Origin of the sequence: Streptomyces sp. bgisy159, from assembly GCF_965341775.1 — a bacterium.
Classification (GTDB): Bacteria; Actinomycetota; Actinomycetes; order Streptomycetales; family Streptomycetaceae; genus Streptomyces.
Genome location: NZ_CBDQZH010000006.1, coordinates 66,920 through 87,390, shown reverse-complemented (window position 1 = coordinate 87,390; position 20,471 = coordinate 66,920). Strand labels below are relative to the sequence as shown.

Annotated in this window: 16 protein-coding genes and 1 pseudogene; 11 read left to right on the top strand and 6 right to left on the bottom strand. The window is 74.4% G+C overall.

The annotated features are described in order from the left end of the window. Nucleotides 1–28 precede the first annotated feature (28 nt). A complete protein-coding gene (locus ACSLTV_RS08640) occupies nt 29–1,744 on the bottom strand; it encodes an enoyl-CoA hydratase-related protein (protein WP_435611927.1) in 1,716 nt (571 codons plus the stop codon). Between the two features lie 136 nt (nt 1,745–1,880). Next, nucleotides 1,881–2,255, bottom strand: coding sequence for a low affinity iron permease family protein (locus ACSLTV_RS08635; RefSeq protein ID WP_432138019.1), 375 nt, complete (start codon nt 2,253–2,255; stop codon nt 1,881–1,883). A gap of 315 nt (nt 2,256–2,570) precedes the next feature. On the opposite strand from ACSLTV_RS08635, the gene ACSLTV_RS08630 reads away from it, so the two are divergent. Then, nucleotides 2,571–4,064: a fatty acyl-CoA synthetase gene (locus ACSLTV_RS08630; protein WP_432157368.1), complete on the top strand. Its 1,494-nt coding sequence runs from the start codon at nt 2,571–2,573 to the stop codon at nt 4,062–4,064. Between the two features lie 26 nt (nt 4,065–4,090). On the opposite strand, the gene paaK is transcribed toward ACSLTV_RS08630, so the two are convergent. Beyond that, complete coding sequence (paaK, locus tag ACSLTV_RS08625; RefSeq protein ID WP_432138021.1) at nt 4,091–5,386, bottom strand: phenylacetate--CoA ligase PaaK; 1,296 nt, start codon at nt 5,384–5,386, stop codon at nt 4,091–4,093. A gap of 181 nt (nt 5,387–5,567) precedes the next feature. On the opposite strand from paaK, the gene ACSLTV_RS08620 reads away from it, so the two are divergent. Beyond that, nucleotides 5,568–6,431, top strand: coding sequence for an alpha/beta fold hydrolase (locus ACSLTV_RS08620; RefSeq protein WP_432157369.1), 864 nt, complete (start codon nt 5,568–5,570; stop codon nt 6,429–6,431). Between the two features lie 153 nt (nt 6,432–6,584). Here ACSLTV_RS08620 and ACSLTV_RS08615 read toward each other — a convergent pair whose 3' ends face one another. Further along, a complete protein-coding gene (locus ACSLTV_RS08615; protein ID WP_432138023.1) occupies nt 6,585–8,198 on the bottom strand; it encodes an acyl-CoA synthetase in 1,614 nt (537 codons plus the stop codon). A 210-nt stretch (nt 8,199–8,408) separates the two neighbouring features. Here ACSLTV_RS08615 and ACSLTV_RS08610 point away from each other — a divergent pair, with 210 nt between their 5' ends. The 8 genes and pseudogenes from ACSLTV_RS08610 to ACSLTV_RS08575 all read left to right on the top strand — a co-directional run bounded on the left by ACSLTV_RS08610 (nt 8,409) and on the right by ACSLTV_RS08575 (nt 15,396). Beyond that, on the top strand, nt 8,409–9,209 hold the full coding sequence (locus ACSLTV_RS08610) for a crotonase/enoyl-CoA hydratase family protein (protein ID WP_432138024.1): 801 nt from the start codon (nt 8,409–8,411) through the stop codon (nt 9,207–9,209). Between the two features lie 121 nt (nt 9,210–9,330). Next, nucleotides 9,331–10,272 (top strand): Zn-ribbon domain-containing OB-fold protein, encoded by a 942-nt coding sequence (locus tag ACSLTV_RS08605; RefSeq protein ID WP_435611926.1) that lies wholly within the window; start codon nt 9,331–9,333, stop codon nt 10,270–10,272. After that, nucleotides 10,269–11,318 carry a thiolase domain-containing protein gene (locus tag ACSLTV_RS08600; protein WP_432138026.1) on the top strand — a complete coding sequence of 350 codons (1,050 nt, stop codon included), beginning with the start codon at nt 10,269–10,271 and terminating at the stop codon, nt 11,316–11,318. The genes ACSLTV_RS08605 and ACSLTV_RS08600 overlap by 4 nt, the downstream gene beginning before the upstream one ends. Then, complete coding sequence (locus tag ACSLTV_RS08595) at nt 11,315–12,481, top strand: thiolase domain-containing protein (protein WP_432138027.1); 1,167 nt, start codon at nt 11,315–11,317, stop codon at nt 12,479–12,481. Before ACSLTV_RS08600 ends, ACSLTV_RS08595 begins: the two co-directional genes overlap by 4 nt. 106 nt (nt 12,482–12,587) lie before the next feature. Further along, on the top strand, nt 12,588–12,830 hold the full coding sequence (locus tag ACSLTV_RS08590) for a DUF397 domain-containing protein (RefSeq protein ID WP_432138028.1): 243 nt from the start codon (nt 12,588–12,590) through the stop codon (nt 12,828–12,830). Nucleotides 12,831–12,985: 155 nt separating this feature from the next. Further along, nucleotides 12,986–13,888 carry a universal stress protein gene (locus tag ACSLTV_RS08585; protein ID WP_432157371.1) on the top strand — a complete coding sequence of 301 codons (903 nt, stop codon included), beginning with the start codon at nt 12,986–12,988 and terminating at the stop codon, nt 13,886–13,888. Nucleotides 13,889–14,200: 312 nt separating this feature from the next. Then, a pseudogene (locus ACSLTV_RS08580) lies at nt 14,201–14,819 on the top strand (ABATE domain-containing protein). 79 nt (nt 14,820–14,898) lie between these two features. Further along, nucleotides 14,899–15,396, top strand: coding sequence for a hypothetical protein (locus tag ACSLTV_RS08575; RefSeq protein WP_432138030.1), 498 nt, complete (start codon nt 14,899–14,901; stop codon nt 15,394–15,396). A gap of 7 nt (nt 15,397–15,403) precedes the next feature. On the opposite strand, the gene ACSLTV_RS08570 is transcribed toward ACSLTV_RS08575, so the two are convergent. Further along, nucleotides 15,404–17,350: an N-acetylmuramoyl-L-alanine amidase gene (locus ACSLTV_RS08570; protein WP_435611925.1), complete on the bottom strand. Its 1,947-nt coding sequence runs from the start codon at nt 17,348–17,350 to the stop codon at nt 15,404–15,406. Between the two features lie 205 nt (nt 17,351–17,555). Beyond that, nucleotides 17,556–18,695 carry an aminoglycoside phosphotransferase family protein gene (locus ACSLTV_RS08565; protein WP_432157373.1) on the bottom strand — a complete coding sequence of 380 codons (1,140 nt, stop codon included), beginning with the start codon at nt 18,693–18,695 and terminating at the stop codon, nt 17,556–17,558. A gap of 269 nt (nt 18,696–18,964) precedes the next feature. Between ACSLTV_RS08565 and ACSLTV_RS08560 the strand changes: the two genes are divergently transcribed. After that, nucleotides 18,965–20,458 carry a DNA-binding protein NsdB gene (locus ACSLTV_RS08560; RefSeq protein WP_432157374.1) on the top strand — a complete coding sequence of 498 codons (1,494 nt, stop codon included), beginning with the start codon at nt 18,965–18,967 and terminating at the stop codon, nt 20,456–20,458. Nucleotides 20,459–20,471 lie beyond the last annotated feature (13 nt).

The following is a 20,471-nucleotide window of genomic DNA, read 5'->3' as shown; positions in this document are numbered from 1 at the left end:
GGTCGTCATGACGGCGGTGACGCGCCGGCTACCGGCCGGCGGCGCCACCCGGCTCCGGCACCGGGGCCAGCGGCCGGGGCGAACCGCTCGGCACCTTGCGGACGAACGCCGAGCGCAGCGCGTGGTACGGCGCCGCGGGGTCGAAGAACACGCGGCGCATCCGGGCCAGTTCGTCGCGCCGGTACTCCGCGAGCGGCCGCCGCGCCTCGTCGCGCTCGCGGGCCGCCCGCTTCGCGGCGATCCGCTCGGGCAGCCGCGGGTCGGCGGCGAGCGCGCCGGCCAGGCGCTCCACCTCGGGGCGGAACGCGCCGGGCGCGACCGGCACCAGCCGGTCGGCCAGCCCCAGCCGGACCGCCGTGGCCGCGCTCACCGGCAGCGCCTCCTCGGTCAGCCGCGCCGCCTCCGCCTCGCCGACCCGCCGGGGCAGGCTGTACGTCCACAGCTCCGACCCGTACAGCCCCATGCGCCGGTAGTGCGGATTGAGTACGACACCGGCACGGCACCACACCTCGTCCGCCGCCAGCGCGAGCATCGCCCCGCCCGCCGCCGCGTTGCCGCCCAGGGCCGCGACCACCAGCCGGTCGGTGGTGCGCAGGACCGCCTCGGCGAGGTCGTCCATGGCGTTGAGGTTGGTCCACGACTCGCCGGCCGGGTCGGCGGCCGCCTCGATGACGTTCAGGTGGATGCCGTTGGAGAAGAAGTCCCGCCCGCCGCCGAGCACCAGCACGGACGTCGGCCGGGCCAGGGCGTAGCGGTAGGCGGCGAGCAGGCGCCGGCACTGGTCGGTGCTCATCGCGCCGCCGGGGAAGCCGAAGCTGAGCAGACCGACGTCGCCGAGCCGCCGGTAGCCGATGTCCGCCCAGGTGCGCCGCTCGGCAGGCAGCTCCAGCGGCACCAAGTCCTCGGGCAGGCCCCGCACCCGGTCGCCGAGCACGTCGGTGGCGGGCCGACGGAAGGGGGCCGGGTCGCCCGAGCCGCGCCGGGGCCGCAGCTCGGGGATCCAGACCGCGCCGTCGCGGGTGGCCCGGCACACCCCGCCGTTCCGGGTGGCCAGCAGTTCGCCGGGGCGGCCGCGCAGCCGGTCCTCGGGGTGACCGCCGTGCAGGAAGACCTCCTGGCCGAGGAGTTCGTCGAGCACACCCGGCTGCGAGTCGGCCCCGCGCAGCTTGCGCAGGACCGTCGCCGTGTCGTCGGCCGCCCAGTCGACGCGCCGCCGCTCCTGCCGGAAGAAGTCCCGCCACACCACGCCGATCGACGGGTCGCTCTGCGGGCGTGGTTTGAACGACCCGCCCGCGTACCGCTCGACCGCCTGCCGCACGGCGGCCAGCGCGGCGTCGGACACCTCCTGCCGGTACAGGTCGCTCTTGCCGACGGGCGCCACGGTGAACGGGACCGAGGCCCAGACGTCCCCGGCGTCCATCGCGGCCTCCGCCTGCAGCACGGTCACCCCCCAGCGGGGCGCCCCCTCGGCGACGGCCCAGTCCAGCGAGGACGGACCCCGGTCGCCGGGCGGTCCCGGATGCACGATCAGACAGGGGCGCGTGCGCCACACGTCCTCCGGTACGGCCGTGCGGAGCATCGGCGCCACGATCAGCTCGGGGTCGGTCTCCCGCACGGCGGCCCGGACCGCGTCATCGCCGTGCGAGGCGAGCACCACCTTCACGCGGTGCCCGAGGTCGGAGAGCTCGACGTAGGCTCGCTGGCACAGGCTGTTGAACGCGCTGGCGACGAGGAGGATGTCCATACGGCCCCTTGGCGAGGTTCTGGCGGAGCGGAATCCGGGTCTGCAGAATCGTCTCTCGCCCGGCGCCCGCCGGGGAGCGCAACGGCCGAGCGCACCAGGTTCCACCGGATGGCCGCCCGGGGCCCGGTGATCCGTGCTACGTCTCCTCCTCCATACGGATCGACTTCCGCAGGTCCCGCAGTGCTCCGTCCCGGTCCTCGCCCTCCAGTTCCAGGGCCAGCAGGACCCGGGCGATGGCGTCGAGCTTGCGCTGGATGGCGTGCTCGGCGCGCCTCTCGGAGTTCTTCAGCAGTGCGAGCAGCAGCAGGGTGACCGCGGTCATCGACTCGCCGGCGAGGAGCAGCCAGGGAACGGACAGGTGAGCGGCGTGCGCGGCGACGAAGAAGGCGACGAGGCCGAGGCAGATCACGAAGAAGAGCGGGGAGCTCGTCAGATTGGACGCGTTCTCGGCCGGACGTTCGAACCGGCCCCGCTCGGGGCCGCCGCGCTGGACCGGGCTCTGAATGGTCATGGGGCCAGCCTGGGGCCGCCGTCGGCGGTCACGCACCCGGACCGGTCGGCCGGGGGCCCGGCACGGTCCGCACCGGGTCACCGCGGCCGATGACACTTCCGGGACGGTCCCCGCACCCGCGAGCAGCCGGACCCACGGCAAGGGCGGCCGCCCGTCGCGGTCGCTGCGGTGCTCGGCGGGATCACCGCGAGGAGGCGGCCGTGGCCGGCGGCGGCGTGTGCGACGGCCGTGCCGCGGGAGACGGTCCCGCGGCCCGACGGCGGCCGGACGCCGGTGACTTGACCGGCACCCGCGCCCGGCTGAGGATCGTGGGTCATGAGGCCCGGACACGGCAGTACGGTCGACGGGGTGCTGCGGCGCAGCGCCCGGCGCTCCCCGGCGCGGGTCGCGGTCGAGTACCGCGACCGCTCCTGGACCTACGAGGAACTCGACGACGCCGTCTCCCGGGCGGCGGCCGTCCTCCTGGCGCAGGGCCTCGCCCCCGGTGACCGGGTCGGCGCCTACGGCCACAACAGCGACGCCTACCTCATCGCCTTCCTGGCCTGCGCACGCGCGGGCCTGGTGCACGTGCCGGTCAACCAGAACCTCACCGGCGACGACCTCGCGTACATCGTCCGCCAGTCGGGCAGCGCGCTGGTCCTCGCGGACCCGGCACTCGTCGGCCGGCTGCCCGCCGGCACCCGCGTGCTCCCCCTGCGCGACACCGACGACGCGCTGCTCGCCCGGCTGCCAGGGACGGCGCCGTACGACGGTCCGGAGGCGCGGGGCGAGGACCTCGTACAGCTCCTGTACACCTCGGGCACGACCGCCCTGCCCAAGGGCGCGATGATGACTCACCGGGCGCTGGTGCACGAGTACCTGAGCGCCATCACCGCCCTCGACCTGAGCGCCGGCGACCGGCCCGCGCACGCGCTGCCCCTCTATCACTCGGCGCAGACGCACGTGTTCCTGCTGCCGTACCTCGCGGTCGGCGCCACCAACATCGTCCTGGACGCCCCGGACGGCGACCTGCTTTTCGACCTGATCGAACAGGGGCGCGTGGACAGCCTGTTCGCCCCGCCCACCGTGTGGATCGGCCTCGCCGGCCGCCCCGACTTCGCCGAACGCGATCTCGGCGGCCTGCGCAAGGCGTACTACGGGGCGTCGATCATGCCGGTGCCCGTGCTGGAGCGGCTGCGGTCCCGGCTGCCGGGGCTCGCCTTCTACAACTGCTTCGGCCAGAGCGAGATCGGCCCGCTGGCGATGGTGCTCGGCCCGGACGAGCACGAGGGCCGCCTCGACTCCTGCGGCCGGACCGTCCTCTTCGTGGACGCCCGGGTGGTCGACGAGGACGGCAAGGACGTGCCGGACGGCACACCCGGCGAGATCGTCTACCGCTCACCGCAGTTGTGCGAGGGCTACTGGGACCGGCCCGAGGAGACGGCCGACGCCTTCCGCGACGGCTGGTTCCGCTCGGGCGACCTCGCGGTGCGCGACGCCCAGGGCTACTTCACGATCGTCGACAGGGTGAAGGACGTCATCAACTCCGGTGGGGTGCTGGTCGCCTCGCGGCAGGTCGAGGACGCGCTGTACACGCACGAGGCCGTCGCCGAGGCCGCGGTGATCGGCGTGCCCGACGAGAAGTGGATCGAGGCGGTCACCGCGGTCGTCGTGGCGCGCGGTGAGGTGACCCAGGACGAGCTGGCCGACCACGTCAGGGAGCGGCTGACCGCGTTCAAGGCGCCGAAACGGATCCTCTTCGTGGACGCCCTGCCGCGCAACGCCAGCGGCAAGATCCTCAAGCGGGAGCTGCGGGAGCGGTTCGGCTGACCGCTCCCCCTGGCGCGGAGCGCGGGTCAGCGGGGGCGTTCGTCCACGATCCGGCGCAGCTTGCCGAGGGACCGCTCCAGCGACTCCGGGTCCACGATCTCCACGCCGACCGACACCCCGACGCCCTCCTTCACGGCCGCCGCGATGGCGCGGGCGGCCCGCTCCCTGTCCTCCGGCGTCGCGCCGGGTCGGGCCTCCGCACGCACCGTGAGGGCGTCGAGGCGGCCCTCGCGGGTGAGCCGCAACTGGAAGTGCGGGGCCACTCCCGGCGTGCGCAGAACGATCTCCTCGATCTGTGTGGGGAACAGGTTCACCCCCCGCAGGATCACCATGTCGTCGCTGCGGCCGGTCACCTTCCGCATCCGCCGGAAGGCGCGGGCGGTGCCCGGCAGCAGCCGGGTCAGATCACGGGTGCGGTAGCGGACGACCGGCATCGCCTCCTTGGTGAGCGAGGTGAAGACCAGCTCCCCCTCCTCGCCCTCCGGCAGCACCTCCCCGGTGACCGGATCGACGATCTCGGGGTAGAAGTGGTCCTCCCACACGTGCAGCCCGTCCTTGGTCTCCACGCACTCCTGCGCCACGCCCGGCCCGATCACCTCCGACAGCCCGTAGATGTCGACCGCGTCGATCGCGAACCGCTCCTCGATCTCACGGCGCATCTCCTCCGTCCAGGGCTCCGCCCCGAAGATCCCGGCCTCCAGCGAGGTGGAGCGCGGGTCGACGCCCTGCCGCTCGAACTCGTCGAGGAGGGTGAGCATGTAGGACGGGGTGACCATGATGATCCGGGGTTCCAGGTCCAGGATCAGCCGCACCTGGCGGGCCGTCATGCCACCGGACGCGGGGACGACCGTGCAGCCGAGCCGCTCGGCGCCGTAGTGGGCGCCGAGGCCGCCGGTGAACAGGCCGTAGCCGTACGCCACGTGGACCGTGTCGCCGGGCCGGCCGCCCGCCGCACGGATCGAACGGGCCACCATGTCCGACCACATCGACAGATCGGCGTCCGTGTAGCCGACCACCGTCGGCAGGCCGGTGGTGCCGCTGGAGGCGTGGATGCGGCGGATCCGCTCGCGGGGGACGGCGAACATGCCGTACGGGTAGTTGTCGCGCAGGTCCGCCTTGGTGGTGAACGGGAAGCGGGCCAGGTCGGCGAGGGAGCGGCAGTCGTCCGGGTGGACGCCGGCCCGGTCGAAGGCGCGCCGGTAGAACGGCACGTCGGCGTACGCGTGCCGCAGCGCGGAGCGCAGCCGCTCCAGCTGCAGCGTCCGCAGCGCGTGCGCGTCCAGCCGCTCACCCGCGTCCAGCAGGTCCCTCGCCTCCGCCATGGGCACTCTCCCTCGCCGACCGGCCGTTGGTTCCCGTCGACCGATCATTCGGTCGTGGTGCTGGGGATCAGTTATTCAGGCGGGTGCGGCTCAGGCAAGGGTCCGGCGGCGATTTCCCGGGACGGGTCACCGCCGGAAACCTCGTTGCCGTGAGCGGCGGTGGGCCGCCAGGATCGTGGACATGCCGACTTTTCCCGCGGCCGACGGAACCCGGCTCGCCTACCACGTCAGAGGCGAGGGCGAGCCCCTCGTGGTCCTGCCCGGAGGACCGATGCGGGCCTCCGCCTATCTGGGCGACCTCGGCGGGCTCACGTCCCACCGCCGGCTGTTCCTCCTCGACCTGCGGGGCACCGGCGACTCGGCGGTCCCGGCGGACCCGGAGACCTACCGCTGCGACCGGCAGGTCGACGACGTGGAGGCCCTGCGGGCCCGTCTCGGACTGGAGCGGACCGCCCTTCTGGGGCACTCCGCCGGCGGCAGCCTCGCCGTGCTGTACGCGGCCCGGTACCCCCACCGGGTGTCCCGGCTGGTGCTCGTCACCACCGCCGTGCGGCCGCTGGGCCTGCGGGCGACGGCGGACGACCGGCTCGCCGCGGCCCGGCTGCGGCAGGACGAACCGTGGTTCGCCCGGGCGTACCCCAAGCTGGTGGCCTGTCTGGCGGGGGAGGGGGCCTACGAGGACGACATCACGCCCTTCTTCCACGGCCGCTGGGACGCCGCCGCGCAGGCGCTCGCCGCGGCGGACGCCGCGCAGACCGCAGAGGAGGCGCACGACCGCTACTACGCCGGCGTCGAGAGCGCGGTCGACCCGGCCCAGCTCCGGGCCCGCCTGGCCCGGCTGACCGCCCCGGTGCTGCTGCTGGCCGGCTCACTCGACGGCGGCCCCCGCCCGGAGCTGGCCCGCCGTACCGCCGCGGCCTTCCCGCGCGCCGAGGTCGCCGTCCAGTCCGGCGCCGGGCACTACCCCTGGATGGACGACGCCGACCGGTTCGTCCGCCGCGTCACCGCGTTCCTGGACGGGGCCGCTGCACCCTCGGCGGGATGAGGCGCGCGGACACGGCCGGGTGCCGCTGGAGGGCGGGCGGACACCGTGGCGGAGCGCCCGCCCACGCGGGCCGCGAGGGGCCGGCGCGGGCGGACGCGGCCCGACGGCTTCCGGTAGGGGCGAACGGTCCCCGACGGTGTGGCGGGCGGCCCCTCAGGCGTCCGCCTCCGGCGCCGTCTCCGCCGCCACCTCCCGTGCCCACCGGTAGTCCGCCTTGCCGCTGGGGGAGCGGCGGACCGCGTCCGTGAGAACCAGCTGGCGGGGGATCTTGTAACCGGCGAGCCGCGCCCGGCAGTGCCGCTGGATGTCCGACAGGGAGGGGCGCGGCGCACCCGGCCGGAGCTGGACGACCGCCGCCACGTGACTGCCCCAGCGCGCGTCCGGCACCCCGGCCACCAGCGCGTCGTACACGTCCGGGTGGGCTTTCAGCGCCTGCTCGACCTCCTCCGGGTACACCTTCTCGCCCCCGGTGTTGATGCACTGGGACCCACGCCCGAGTACGGTCACCACCCCGTCCTCGTCGACCGTCGCCATGTCGCCCAGCAGCACCCAGCGCTCGCCGTCCCGCTCGAAGAACGTCTCGGCGGTCTTCGCCGGGTCGTTGTAGTAGCCGAGCGGCACGTGCCCGTGCTGCGCCACCCGGCCCACCTCGCCGGGGGGCACCGGCTCGCGGGTCACCGGGTCGACGACCGCGGTCCGGGAGTTGACACGGATGCGGAAACCGCGTTCCGGACCGGCGTCCTGGGCCGCCGTGCCGTTGAAGCCGGACTCCGAGGAACCGAAGTTGTTGAGCAGCGCCGCGTTCGGCAGCAGCTCCTGGAACTGGCGCCGGACCGTGTCCGACATGATCGCCCCGGACGAGGACACGCTGAACACCGACGAGCAGTCCGTGCCCTTCATCGGCCCCGCCAGGGCGTCGATCAGCGGCCGCAGCATCGCGTCGCCGACCAGGGAGACGCTGGTCACCTTCTCCTTCTCGACCGTCCGCAGCACCTCCTCGGGCACGAACTTGCGGTGCAGCACGACACGCTGGCCGAAGTGGAAGCCGACGAACGCGGTGAGCGTGGAGGTGCCGTGCATCAGCGGGGGAGTGGGGAAGAAGGTGATCCCCGCGCCGCCCGCCGCCACCCGCTCGGCCAACTCCTCCGGCCTGCACACCGGCTCCCCGGTCGGCGCGCCGCCCCCGAGGCCCGCGAAGAACAGGTCCTCCTGACGCCACATCACCCCCTTCGGCAGACCGGTCGTCCCGCCGGTGTAGATGATGAACAGGTCGTCTCCCGACCGCGCCGGGAAGCCACGCTCCGGCGACCCGCCCGCCTCGGCGTCCGCGAAGGGCACGCCCGGTCCGCCCGGACCCACCCGGATCAGGTGCCGCAGGCCGGGAGCGCTCGCCCGCGCCGCCGTCACCCGGTCCGAGAACTCGCCGTCGAAGACCAGCGCCACGAGATCGGCGTCCCGGTAGAGGTACGCCAGCTCCTCCTCCACGTAGCGGTAGTTGACGTTGACCGGCACGACCCGTGCCTTCAGGCAGCCCAGTACCGTCTGCAGGTACTCCACCCCGTTGTACAGGTGCAGTCCCAGGTGCTCGCCGGGGCGGATCCCGCGGTCGAGGAGGTGGTGGCCGATCCGGTTCGCGGCCGCGTCCAGCTCGGCATACGTCAGCCGGCGGACGGCGCCGGTGCCGGGGTGGTCGACGTACACCAGCGCCTCGCGGTCCGGGACCACGTCGACGACCGACTCGAACAGATCGGCAAGGTTGTACTCCACCGCTCCTCCTGGCCCCGTGACGGTCCGGCTCCCACGACGGTTCGCCGGTCATCAGAGCAAAGGGCGCCGCAACTGGGAAGGGTCCCGGCCCCACCAATCTGACTAGCCATCAGAAAATCTCTGACTGACTGTCAGAAAACCCTTGAAGTGACCCCGCGCCTCCTGCAACCTGTTCTCGTCCTGCCGGCCGCGCGGAGACGGGAGACGGCGATGGGCGGAACCGAACACCTCACCGTGCGACGCGAGGGCGCCACCCTCGTCCTCACCCTCAACCGGCCCGACGCCAGGAACGCGCTCTCGCTGCCGATGCTCGTCGGCCTCCACGACGGCTGGCTTCAGGCCGACGCCGACGACGGCGTCCGCTCCGTCGTCCTCACCGGCGCGGGCCGGGACTTCTGCGCCGGCATGGACCTCAAGGCCCTGGCCGGCCGGGGCATGACGGGCGAGGAGTACCGGGACCGGCTCAAGGCCGACCCCGACCTGCACTGGAAGGCCATGCTGCGCCACCACCGCCCCCGCAAACCGGTGATCGCCGCCGTCGAGGGGCACTGCGTCGCCGGTGGCACCGAGATGCTCCAGGGCACCGACATCCGCGTCGCCGGCGAGTCCGCCGTCTTCGGCCTGTTCGAGGTACGCCGCGGACTGTTCCCCATCGGCGGCTCCACCGTCCGCCTCCAGCGCCAGATCCCGCGCACCCACGCCCTGGAGATGCTGCTCACCGGACGGCCCTACAGCGCCCGCGAGGCCGCGGACATCGGCCTGATCGGCCACGTCGTACCCGACGGCACCGCCCTCGACCGGGCCCTGGAGACCGCCGACCGGATCAACGCCTGCGCGCCGCTCGCCGTCGAGGCCGTGAAGGCGTCCGTGTACGAGACCGCCGACCTGTCCGAGCGCGACGGGCTCGCCGCCGAACTGGAGCGTGGATGGCCGGTCTTCGACACGGCCGACGCCAAGGAGGGGGCCCGGGCGTTCGCCGAGAAGCGGGCCCCCGTCTACCGGCGCGCGTGACGCCGCGCCGGCTCGCGCGGTGGTTCGGTGCGGCTTGTCCTTGGCCGGCCGCGCAGCCCCCGGCCCCCTGAGAGGGCTTCGCCCCCTCCGCCCCCCGATCTCCCAAGGAGGCACGCCCCCGATGACCGAAGCCCTCAAGGCCCCGCTCACCGTCGAGTTCCCGTTCACCCGCTCCCTCGGCCCCGTCCAGAGCGCCTTCCTCACCGGGCTTCGGGAACGCGTCGTCCTCGGTGTGCGGGGCGTCGACGGACGCGTTCTCGTACCGCCCGTCGAGTACGACCCCGTCACCGCCGACGAGATCGGCGACCTGGTCGAAGTCGCGCCCACCGGAACCGTCACCACCTGGGCCTGGAACCACGCCCCGCGCCGTGGCCAGCCCCTCGCCACCCCCTTCGCCTGGGTGCTGGTCCGGCTCGACGGCTCCGACACCGCCCTGCTGCACGCCCTCGACGTCCCCGGGTCCGAACACGTACGCACCGGCGCCAGGGTCCGCATCCGCTGGGCCGACCAGCGGACCGGCGCCATCACGGACATCGCCTGCTTCGAGCCCCACGACGGTGAACCGGCCGGAACCGCGGGACACACCGGCGCCTTCCACGACCCCGTCACCGGCATCGTCGCCCCGGCACGCCTCGACTACACCTACTCGCCCGGCCGGGCCCAGTCCGCCTACATCCACGCGCTCGCCGAACACCGGACCGTCGGCGAACGCTGCCCCGCCTGCCGCAAGGTGTACGTACCGCCGAGGGGCGCCTGCCCCACCTGCGGTGTCGCCACCTCGGAACAGGTCGAGGTCGGCCCGCGCGGCACCGTCACCACCTTCTGCATCGTCAACATCAAGGCGAAGAACCTCGACATAGAAGTGCCCTACGTCTACGCGCACATCGCCCTCGACGGCGCCGACCTCGCCCTGCACGGCCGGATCGGCGGCATCCCCTACGACCAGGTCCGCATGGGCCTGCGCGTCGAACCGGTGTGGACCGAGGACGGCCGGTACCCCGACCACTACCGGCCGACCGGCGAACCCGACGCCGCCTACGACACCTACAAGGAGCTCCTGTGACACGGGACATCGCGGTCGTCGCCTTCGCGCAGTCCGACACCCGGCGCACCACCGACGAGCTCTCCGAGGTGGAGATGCTCATGCCGGTCCTGCACGACGTCCTCGCCCGCACCGGCCTCAGGACCGCCGACATCGGCTTCACCTGCTCCGGCTCCAGCGACTACCTCGCCGGCCGCGCCTTCTCCTTCACCCTCGCCCTCGACGGCGTCGGCGCCTGGCCGCCCATCTCCGAGTCCCACGTCGAGACGGACGGCGCCTGGGCCCTGTACGAGGCGTGGACCAAACTGCTCACCGGCGACGCCGACACCGCGCTCGTCTACGCCTACGGCAAGTCCTCGCCCGGCTCCCCCCGCGACGTCCTCACCCGCCAGCTCGACCCGTACTACCTCGCCCCGCTGTGGCCCGACTCCGTCGCCCTCGCCGCGCTCCAGGCCCAGGCCCTGATCGACGCCGGCCTCACCGACGAGCCCGCGCTCGCCGCGATCGGCACCCGCAGCAGGCGCGCCGCCACCCTCAACCCGCACGCCCAGCTCAGGGGTTCGGTACCGCACGGCGACTACGTCGTACGCCCCCTGCGCACCGGCGACTGCCCGCCCGTCGGCGACGGGGCCGCCGCCGTCGTCCTCGCGGCCGGCGAGCGCGCCCGCGAACTGTGCGAGCGGCCCGCCTGGATCCGCGGCGTCGACCACCGCGTCGAGGCCCACTCCCTCGGCGTGCGCGACCTCACCGACTCGCCCTCCGCACGGCTCGCCGCCGAGAACGCCGGCGCCTTCCGACGGCCCGTCGACACCGCGGAGTTGCACGCGCCCTTCAGCTCCCAGGAGGTCGTGCTGCGCCGGGCGCTGCGGCTCGACGACAGCGTGCGCGTCAACCTCTCCGGCGGCGCCCTCGCCGCCAACCCGATGATGGCCACCGGGCTCGTCCGCGTCGGCGAGGCCGCCGCACGCATCCACCGCGGCGACTCCGACCGCGCCCTCGCCCACGCCACCTCCGGCCCCTGTCTGCAGCAGAACCTGGTCGCCGTCCTCGAAGGGGATCCCCGATGAGCAAGGAGCCCGTGGCCGTCGTAGGCATCGGCCAGACCAAGCACGTGGCCGCCCGCCGGGACGTCTCCCTCGCCGGACTGGTCCGCGAGGCCGCCCGACGCGCCCTGGACGACGCCGAGTCGACCTGGGCGGACATCGACGCCGTCGTCATCGGCAAGGCACCCGACTTCTTCGAGGGCGTCATGATGCCCGAGCTGTACCTCGCCGACGCCCTCGGCGCGGTCGGCAAACCCCTGTTGCGGGTGCACACCGCCGGCTCGGTGGGCGGCTCGACCGCGCTGGTGGCGGCCGGCCTCGTCGCCGCCCGCGTCCACCGCACCGTCCTCACCCTCGCCTTCGAGAAGCAGTCCGAGTCCAACGCCATGTGGGGGCTGTCCCTGCCGATCCCCTTCCAGCAGCCGCTGCTGGCCGGCGCCGGCGGCTTCTTCGCCCCGCACGTGCGCGCCTACATGCGGCGCAGCGGCGCCCCCGACACCATCGGCGCGCTGGTCGCCCACAAGGACCGGCGCAACGCCCTGAAGAACCCCTACGCGCACCTGCACGAGCGGGACCTCACCCTGGAGAAGGTGATGGCCTCGCCCATGCTGTGGGACCCCATCCGCTACTCCGAGACCTGCCCGTCCTCCGACGGCGCCTGCGCCATGGTCCTCACCGACCGCGCCGGAGCCGCCCGCGCCACCCGCCGGCCGGCCTGGCTCCTCGGCGGCGCCATGCGCAGCGAGCCGACCCTGTTCGCCGGCAAGGACGCCGTCTCGCCCCGCGCCGGCCGGGACTGCGCCGCCGACGTCTACCGGCAGGCCGGCGTCGGCGACCCGCGCCGGGACATCGACGCCGTCGAGATGTACGTGCCGTTCTCCTGGTACGAGCCGATGTGGCTGGAGAACCTGGGCTTCGCCGCCGAGGGCGAGGGCTGGAAGCTCACCGAGTCCGGGGCGACCGCGCTCGACGGCGACCTGCCCGTCAACATGTCCGGCGGGGTGCTGTCCACCAACCCCATCGGCGCCTCCGGCATGATCCGCTTCGCCGAGGCCGCCCTGCAGGTGCGCGGCCAGGCCGGCGAACACCAGCTGGCGCGGGCCCACCGGGTCCTCGGGCACGCCTACGGGGGCGGCTCCCAGTTCTTCGCCATGTGGCTGGTGGGCGACCGGCCCCCGGACTCCTGAGCCGGTGCCGGGGGCCCCGGCCGAAAGGTCTCTCACGTGACCTGTCGGCGTCCCGGGCCGATCGCTAGGCTGGCCCGCGGACGACGGAACCGGGAGGAGCACGGACGTGGCCGAGAGCACCATCCAGCAACAGCGGCTCGCGGGCTGGGACAAGCCGGAGCTGGACCTCAGCAACGCCGACTGGCAGTCCAGCAGCCGAGGCCTGGGAGATGTCCAGATCGCCTTCGTCGAGGGGTTCATCGCGATGCGCAACAGCCGCCGCCCCGAGAGCCCTTCCCTGATCTTCACGCCCGCCGAGTGGGGCGCCTTCGTCTCGGGCGCACGGGAAGGGGAGTTCGACCTCACCTGAGCCCGCCGCGGCGGGCCGAACGGGGGTGCCGGACCCCTTTTTCCGGACACGCGACCGCGCACCGCCCTGCCGGGCCGGACACCTGCGGGAAGGTGGCACCGGGGGCGCACCGGCCCCTTTCGCAGGAGCGAGGTCGTAATCCGGAGGTGAGGACCATGACCGGACTGCCGGTCGTCGCGGCGGTCGACGGTTCCGAGGACAGCCTGCGCGCCCTCGACTGGGCCGCCGACGCCGCACGCCGCCGCGGCGCACCCTTGCGCGTGGCGCACGTACGCCAGTACATCGCCTGGACACCGCCCGGCGCGCCCCTCGTCGTGCCGCCGCCACCGGAGCAGGATCCGGTCCTGGACGCCGCCCGCGCCCACGTGGAGGCGCTCGGCGACCTGCCCGAGACGGAGTACGTCGGACTCGACGGCGCGCCCGGCGTGCTGCTGCCCGGGCTCGGCGGCGAGGCCCAGCTGCTCGTCCTCGGCTCGCGCGGGCGCGGCGGATTCGCCCGCCTGCTGCTCGGCTCCAACAGCCTGACCGCCGCCCGGGACGCCGAGTGCCCGGTCGTGGTGGTGCCCCGGCCCGACGCCGCGCGCGACGAATCCCCGCCCGCCGAGGGCGGCCCGCGCGTCGTCGTCGGCCTGAAGACCGACAGCCCCGACGACGCCACCCTCGACCTCGCCTTCACCGAGGCCGCCCTGCGCGGCTTGCGTGTCCAGGTGATCGCCGCCTACCCCTGGCCGGTCCAGACCTGGGCCGCGCCCGCCGAACTCGCCCCGCAGGGCGTCGACCAGGCGGCCGTCGAACACGAGGTCCGCACCCTGGCCGAAGGGTTCCTCGCCCCCCACCGCGCCCGCCGCCCCGGCGTCCGAGCCGACGCCCACCCGGTTCCCGGCGACGCCGCCGGCCGACTGGTCGAGGCCTCCCGAGGCGCCGATCTGCTGGTCGTCGGCCGCCACCGGCGTCGGCTCCTCTCCCCGGCCCGCCTGCTCGGCTCGGTGACCCACGCCGCCCTGCTGCACGCGGCGTGCCCGATCGTGGTGGTTCCCCCCGCGCCGGTCCAGGAGTGAGGGGGCGGTGCGGCGCCGAGCCACCCGCGGCGGTCCTCGTGCGCACGGGGCCGCGGTGAAGGCCGCCGGATCGTGCGGCCCGGCCGTGCCGGGTTCCGGTGGGGCCGTCGCGTGGTGCCGCCGGACCAGGAACCCGGTTCTCCGGCCCGTCCCCGGCCCGTCCCCGGCCCACAGCTTCCACGGCGCCCCGCCCCAGCCGGGCGCCGCGCTGGCCGGACGGGTGCGCACGGTCGCGGCGCACCGCCCCGAGTCGCGGCCGCACCGGGCGGCTGCACCGGTGGTCCGGCCCGGCCCGCGGTTGTCGTCGGGGCCATGCAGCACCCGCAGAGCGCACCCGGTGACAGCGGTGCGCGCGACCGGGACAGCCGGCTCGTACTCGATCTCGCGCTGACCGTCCGGCACGACGGCCACGGCGGCGTCGCCGACGACCTCGCCGACCCGGCCGGGCTCACGGACCGGGTCCGCGCCCACCACGACGCCCTGCCGGGCACCACCGGCTTCGCCGCGGACGCCGACGGGCTGAGGGCCGTACGGGACCTGCGCGCGGCCGTCCGCGCCCTGCTCACCCACGCCGTGCGGCCCGCCGCCCCCAGCCCCGCCGACGCCGCCCGGCCGCTGCCCGTACCCGAGGCGTTCGCCCGGCTCAACCCGGCCGCCGCGCGCACCCCGACCGTGCCCGTCCTGACCTGGGACGACGACACCGAACCGGTGCTCGACCGGCGGGCCGCCCGCACTGTCGGCCGCCCTCGCCGAGGCCCCGATCGCCTTCCGCGCCGGCCCCGGCCTCCGACGCCTGCGCGCCTGCCACGCGCCGCGCCGCGTCCGCCACTTCCTCAAGGACCGCCCCCGCCAGGAACGGTGCCGCCCGTCCTGCGGCAACCGCGCCTGCGCCGCCCGCCACCACGAGCGCCGCCGGACCGGCCCCGCCTGACGCCGGCCGCTGCCCCCGGACCCCGGCTCGGGACCGGCCCGCACGGCGTTCGGGGGCTTCGGCCACGTACCATGGCGGCATGTCGTTCCTCCGCCGCCGCAGCGCCACGCCCGCCGGGCCCGACTTCGACGTCCTGGCCATGGACCCGGGTGACTGGCCCGGCAACCTGGGCGCCGGACTGCTGCCCGCGCCCGACGGCAGCTGCCAGGGCGTCTTCCTGCGCTACGACCTCTTCGGCGGCCGCGGTCCCGCGATGATCATCGGCAATCTGCCCGAGCGCTCCCCGGCCCGCGAGGTCGCCGACGGAGAGGTCCCCTTCGAGGTCGCCCAGCTGCTGCTGGCCCTGGAGAACGAGGAGGAGGTGACCGTCGTCGGTACCGAGGACGTGCCGGTGATGCAGGGCGACAACCTCCTGATCGTGCGCCGCCTGAAGCTCTCGGAGAGCCGGATCTCCTGCGTGCAGTTCGACCGCAGCGACAACGTCCTGGTCACCATCGCGGCCTGGGACCGCCCGATCACCGACGACCTGTACGCCCTGCTGAAACCGCTCCCGGCGGAACTGTTCCAGCAGGGCTGATCCCCGGCTACGCCGACGGCAGCAGCGTCACGTCCGCGGCCCGCACGAACGCCACCCGATGGCCGTACTGGATCTCGTAGTACAGGTCGTCACCGACGACGACCCGGTGCGAGTCCTGCGTGAAGGTCACCGAGTAGTAGTACTCGCCGGGCACCCTGTCGCCGACCACGTACCGCTGCCCCGCCGGCAGGGTGTACGGCAGCGGTGACACCGTCTGGACCGGCACCCCCGGCGGGTACGCGGCGGCCTCCGGGTAGGCACGGCCGTAGACGGGAACGCCGTCCCGGCCCTCCTTCGGCGTGACCACCAGCCCGGAGGCCGGTACCGCCGTCGGCTGCTCCGCCGGATTGCGGAACCACGCCTTCTGCCCCAGGTACCAGATCGCCGTCCAGTCGCCCCACCGGTCCGCGACCGCGTACTGCTGGCCCGTCGAGACCCGCGAGGAGATGTCGTTGACGCCGGTGGTCGGGGCGGTGCCGCGGCCGATGTCCTCGATCAGGGGCGCGCCCTCGTCGTGGTCCGCGTACAGCCGCACCTCGCTGGAGCCGTGCGCCGGACACGGCTCGCCCGCGCTGACGCAGCCCGTGTACACGGGCCGGTTGGCCGCGTAGTCCGGGCGGATCGTCACCAGCCCGCCGCCCGCGCGGGCAGAGGCCCGCACCGGGTTGCCCAGCAGCTCGAAGTAGTGCCGCCAGTCCCAGTACGGGCCCGGGTCGGTGTGCATCCCGGCGACCGTCGCCGCGGTCGGTCCCGGCACGGTGTCGTGCCCCAGGATGTGCTGCCGGTCCAGCGGGATGCCGTAGGTGGCGGCGAGGTGGCGCACCAGACGGGCCGAGGCGCGGTACATCGCCTCGGTGTACCAGGCGTCCGGCTGGGCGAGGAAACCCTCGTGCTCCAGGCCGATCGACTTGGCGTTGACGTACCAGTTGCCCGCGTGCCACGCCACGTCCTTGGCCTTCACGTGCTGGGCGATGTGGCCGTCCGTGGAGCGCAGCGAGTACTGCCAGGACACGTAGGTGGGGTCCTGCACCATCTTCAGGACCCCCTCCCAGCCGCCCTCGGTGTCATGGATGACGATGTAGTCGATGCCTTGCGAGGCCGGCCGGTCGCCCAGGTCGTGGTTGCCGTAGTCGTCGTCCCCGAACCGCTCGTAGGGCGCCGGGATCCACTCGCAGGACACCGACGCGGGGCACTCGGTGCCCGCCGCCGACGCCGCCCGCAGACCCGTCCGCGCCAGCTGGGCGGTGTCGGGCACCACGTCCGGCCGAGCCGCCAGCGCGACCGGCTGCCCGGCGTCCGTGGTGCGCCGCCGCCCGGTCCGGATCACGTCGAAGACGTCGCGCGCGTACGCCGCCGCCGTCGCCCGGTCGTCGGCGCCGGAGAACCGGGCCACCGCCCCGTACCAGTCGGCCGGGTCGGCGCTCGGCGGCTCGCCCAGCTCCCGCTGCGCGGCGGCCAGCAGGGCCGCGCCGCCCGCGATGTTCGCCGCCGGGTCGGCGCGCAGCTCCTCGGGGTCGGCGCCGGTCAGCTGCGCAGCCCTCGGCAGTGTCCTCAGCCGGGCGGGCAGCTCGGTGTCCGCCGGAAGGTCCGCCCGCGGGTGCAGCGCGGCGCGGGCGGAGTCGCCCCGGGGGTCCTCGCTGGCCCCGCCGTGGTGCTCGGCGCCGGCCAGCGCGGTGCGGGCGTCGGTCAGGTGCATCGGCCCGTAGCCGCCGACCACGCTCGGCGCGCCGCCGTGCGCGTCCCAGCGGGACTGCAGGTAGGAGACGCCCAGCAGAACGCTGCCGGGCACGTGGTACTCGGCCGCCGCGGCGGCGAACGCGCGCTGCAGCGCGCCGCCGTCCGGTGGCCCGGCGTCGGACGGGGCCGCGCCGAGCAGGGGCAGCAGCAGCGCCGCCGACGCCACGGCTGCCGCACCTCGGCGGGTGCGCCCGGACACGGTGACGGAACCTCGCAAGGCGGCCTCCTGGGACACGAGAGGTGGGGGGAAGGTGCGGGGCCGGACGTGACCTCAGTGGTACCGGTCGGCCGACACCCCGTCAATCATGCCCACGGACTGCCCATATCCCCGGACGGCAGGCGCTTCGGCGCGTTCCGCACCCGGACATGCGAAGGTCCTCGGCGCACCGCGGAGCACGGTGCGCCGAGGACCTCCGCTCCCCTCAGCGAGTGCCGACCGCCGCGCGCACGGCCCGACGGGCCAGCTGGCAGTCGTCGTGCAGCCGCCGCAGCAGCAGCCGCTGTTCCTCGCCGGACGGCGCGGCGCCCGGGTGGGCCGACCCCGGGGCCGTCGGGGCCGCGTCGTGCATCGAACGCTGCACGGCCGTCTCGTAGGTGCGGATCTCCCGGGTCAGCACCAGCATCAGGTTCACCAGGAAGGCGTCGCGCGAGGCCGGGCCCGCCGACTGCGCGATCTGGCTGATCTGACGGCGCGCCACCGCGGCGTCACCGAGCACCGACCACAGCACCGCCAGGTCGTACCCCGGCAGGTACCAGCCCGCGTGCTCCCAGTCGACCAGTACGGGACCGGCCGGTGACATCAGGAGGTTCGCCAGCAGGGCGTCGCCGTGGCAGAACTGGCCCATGCCCTGGCGGCCCGCGCTCGCCGCGATACCGCGCAGCAGCTTCTGCAGGTCGCCGAGGTCCCGGTCGGTGAGCAGCCCCAGCTCGTGGTAGCGGGCGATCCGGGCCGCGTAGTCCAGCGGCGCGTCGAAGGTGCCCGCCGGCGGCCGCCAGGCGTTGAGCCGGCAGATCGCGCCGAGCGCCGCCCGGATGTCCGCGCGCGGCGGGGCCTCGACGGGGTGGCGCTGGAGCGCCGCCGGCCGTCCCGCCATCCGCTCCACGACGAGCGTGCAGTGGTCCGGATCCGCCGCGATCAGTCTCGGTACCCGCACCGGGGGGCGGTGCCGGACGAACGTGCGGTACGCCGCTATCTCGTGCCCGAACCGCTCGACCCACGCGGGGGAGTGGTCCAGTAAACACTTGGCGACGGCCGTGCTGCGTCCGGTCGTGCCGACCAGCAGCACCGAGCGGCCGCTGCGGCGCATCACCTGGACCGGCGCGAACTCCGGGCAGATGCGGTGCACCGACGCGATCGCCGTGCGCAGCTGTGCGCCCTGCGGGCCCGACAGGTCGATCCTCCCGCTGAGCGGCTGCGGGCCGAGCCCCGGAGCGCGCAGGGGACGGCCGGCGCCGAGCACGGAGCCCGCCGTCCGCACGGTCGGGTCGAGGTAGGGGCCGCCGCCCTGACGGGGGCGCAGCGGCCGGGGCGGTGCGGACACGGAGGACGATGCTGCGTACATGGGCGAAACAGATCCCTTCGTGTGCCTGCGACGACGTTGCGCGGCCCGGCCCGGTCTCCCGGGTGCACCCTGGGGAATGCACCGGCCGTACTGCCTGTACCGCGAGCTGTACCGCGAGGAGGGCGACCGGGTCGGGGTGGCGCGTTCCTACCTGACACCCGATGGCCCGTGGCACACCATCTAGCGCACCCTGGCGAAGCCTGGCGAATAGTCGCCCGGCAACTCTCCCGGGGCTACTGTCAACTCAGCCGAGAACCTGGGGGCTTGACGTGAGCGGAGAACCAAACACCCGACTTTCGGACCTGTTCGGCCTGACCGGCTGGTCCAAGGGCGAACTCGCGAGGCTGGTCAACAAGCAGGCGGCGGCCATGGGCCACCCCCAGCTGGCGACCGACACCTCTCGGGTGCGGCGGTGGATCGACACGGGAGAGATCCCGCGCGACCCGGTGCCGCGGGTGCTGGCGGTTCTGTTCACCGAGCGTCTCGGCCGTGTCGTGACCATCGAGGACCTTGGTCTGGTCCGGCACGGGCGTACGGGGAAACGGCAGGGCGGCGGGAGCGTGGAGCATCCCGACGGTGTGCCGTGGGCGCCCGAGCGGACCGCCGCGGTCCTCACCGAATTCACGGGAATGGACCTCATGCTCAACCGACGCGGCTTGGTGGGCGCGGGTGCCGCGCTCGCCGCGGGACCAGCACTCAGCAACGCCATGTACGACTGGCTGCACACCGACCCCACCCTCTCCGCCGACGCACCCGTCCTCGACCACCCCCTGGGCGCCGATCCCGCCGGCTTCGACCGCTACGAGGCCGCTCCCGTCGGAACGGAGGAGATCGAGGAGCTGGAACGCTCGGTCGAGGTGTTCCGTGCCTGGGACGCCGCCCGTGGCGGGGGACTCCAGCGCAAGGCCGTGGTGGGCCAGCTCAACGAGGTGGGCGGCATGCTCGCCTATCGCCACCCCCACCATCTGCAGCGCCGCCTGTGGGGCGTCGCCGCCAACCTCGCCGTGCTCGCGGGCTGGATGTCGCACGACGTCGGCCTGGAGCCCACGGCCCAGAAGTACTTCCTCATCGCCGCCCACGCGGCCCGGGAGGGCGGCGACCGTCCGCGCGCCGGTGAGGCCCTGTCCCGCGCCGCCCGGCAGATGGTGCACCTGGGCCGGCCCGACGAGGCCCTGGACCTGATGAAACTCGCCCAGTCCGGTTCCGGCGAGGCGGTGCTGCCGCGCACCAAGGCCATGTTCCACACCATCGAGGCCTGGGCGCAGGCGTCGATGGGCAAGGGGCAGGCCATGCGCCGCACCCTGGGACAGGCCGAGGACCTGTTCGTCTCCGACCGGGGCGACGTGGCGCCGCCCAGCTGGATGCAGCTGTTCAACGAGGCGGACCTGTACGGCATGCAGGCCCTGTCCTACCGCACGCTCGCGGAGTTCGAACCCGGCGCCGCCGTCCACGCCCGGTACTACGCGGAGAAGGCCCTCGCCCTGCGTGTGGACGCCCAGGAGCGGTCGAAGATCTTCGACTTCCTCTCCATGGCCTCGGCCTGCTTCATCGCCGACGACCCCGAGCAGGCCGACAGCTTCGCCCGGCTGGCCCTGGTGTCGATGGGGCAGAACTCCTCGCGCCGCACCTGGGACCGGCTCCGCCAGATGTACCGGCTGACCGCGGAGTACGCCGACTATCCGCGGGTCAGCGAACTGCGCGAGCAGATCCGGGTCGCACTGCCCAGGGCGAGGGGGGGCAAGGGCGGCACCGCGCAGGCGTGAGCGCCGGCCGGCC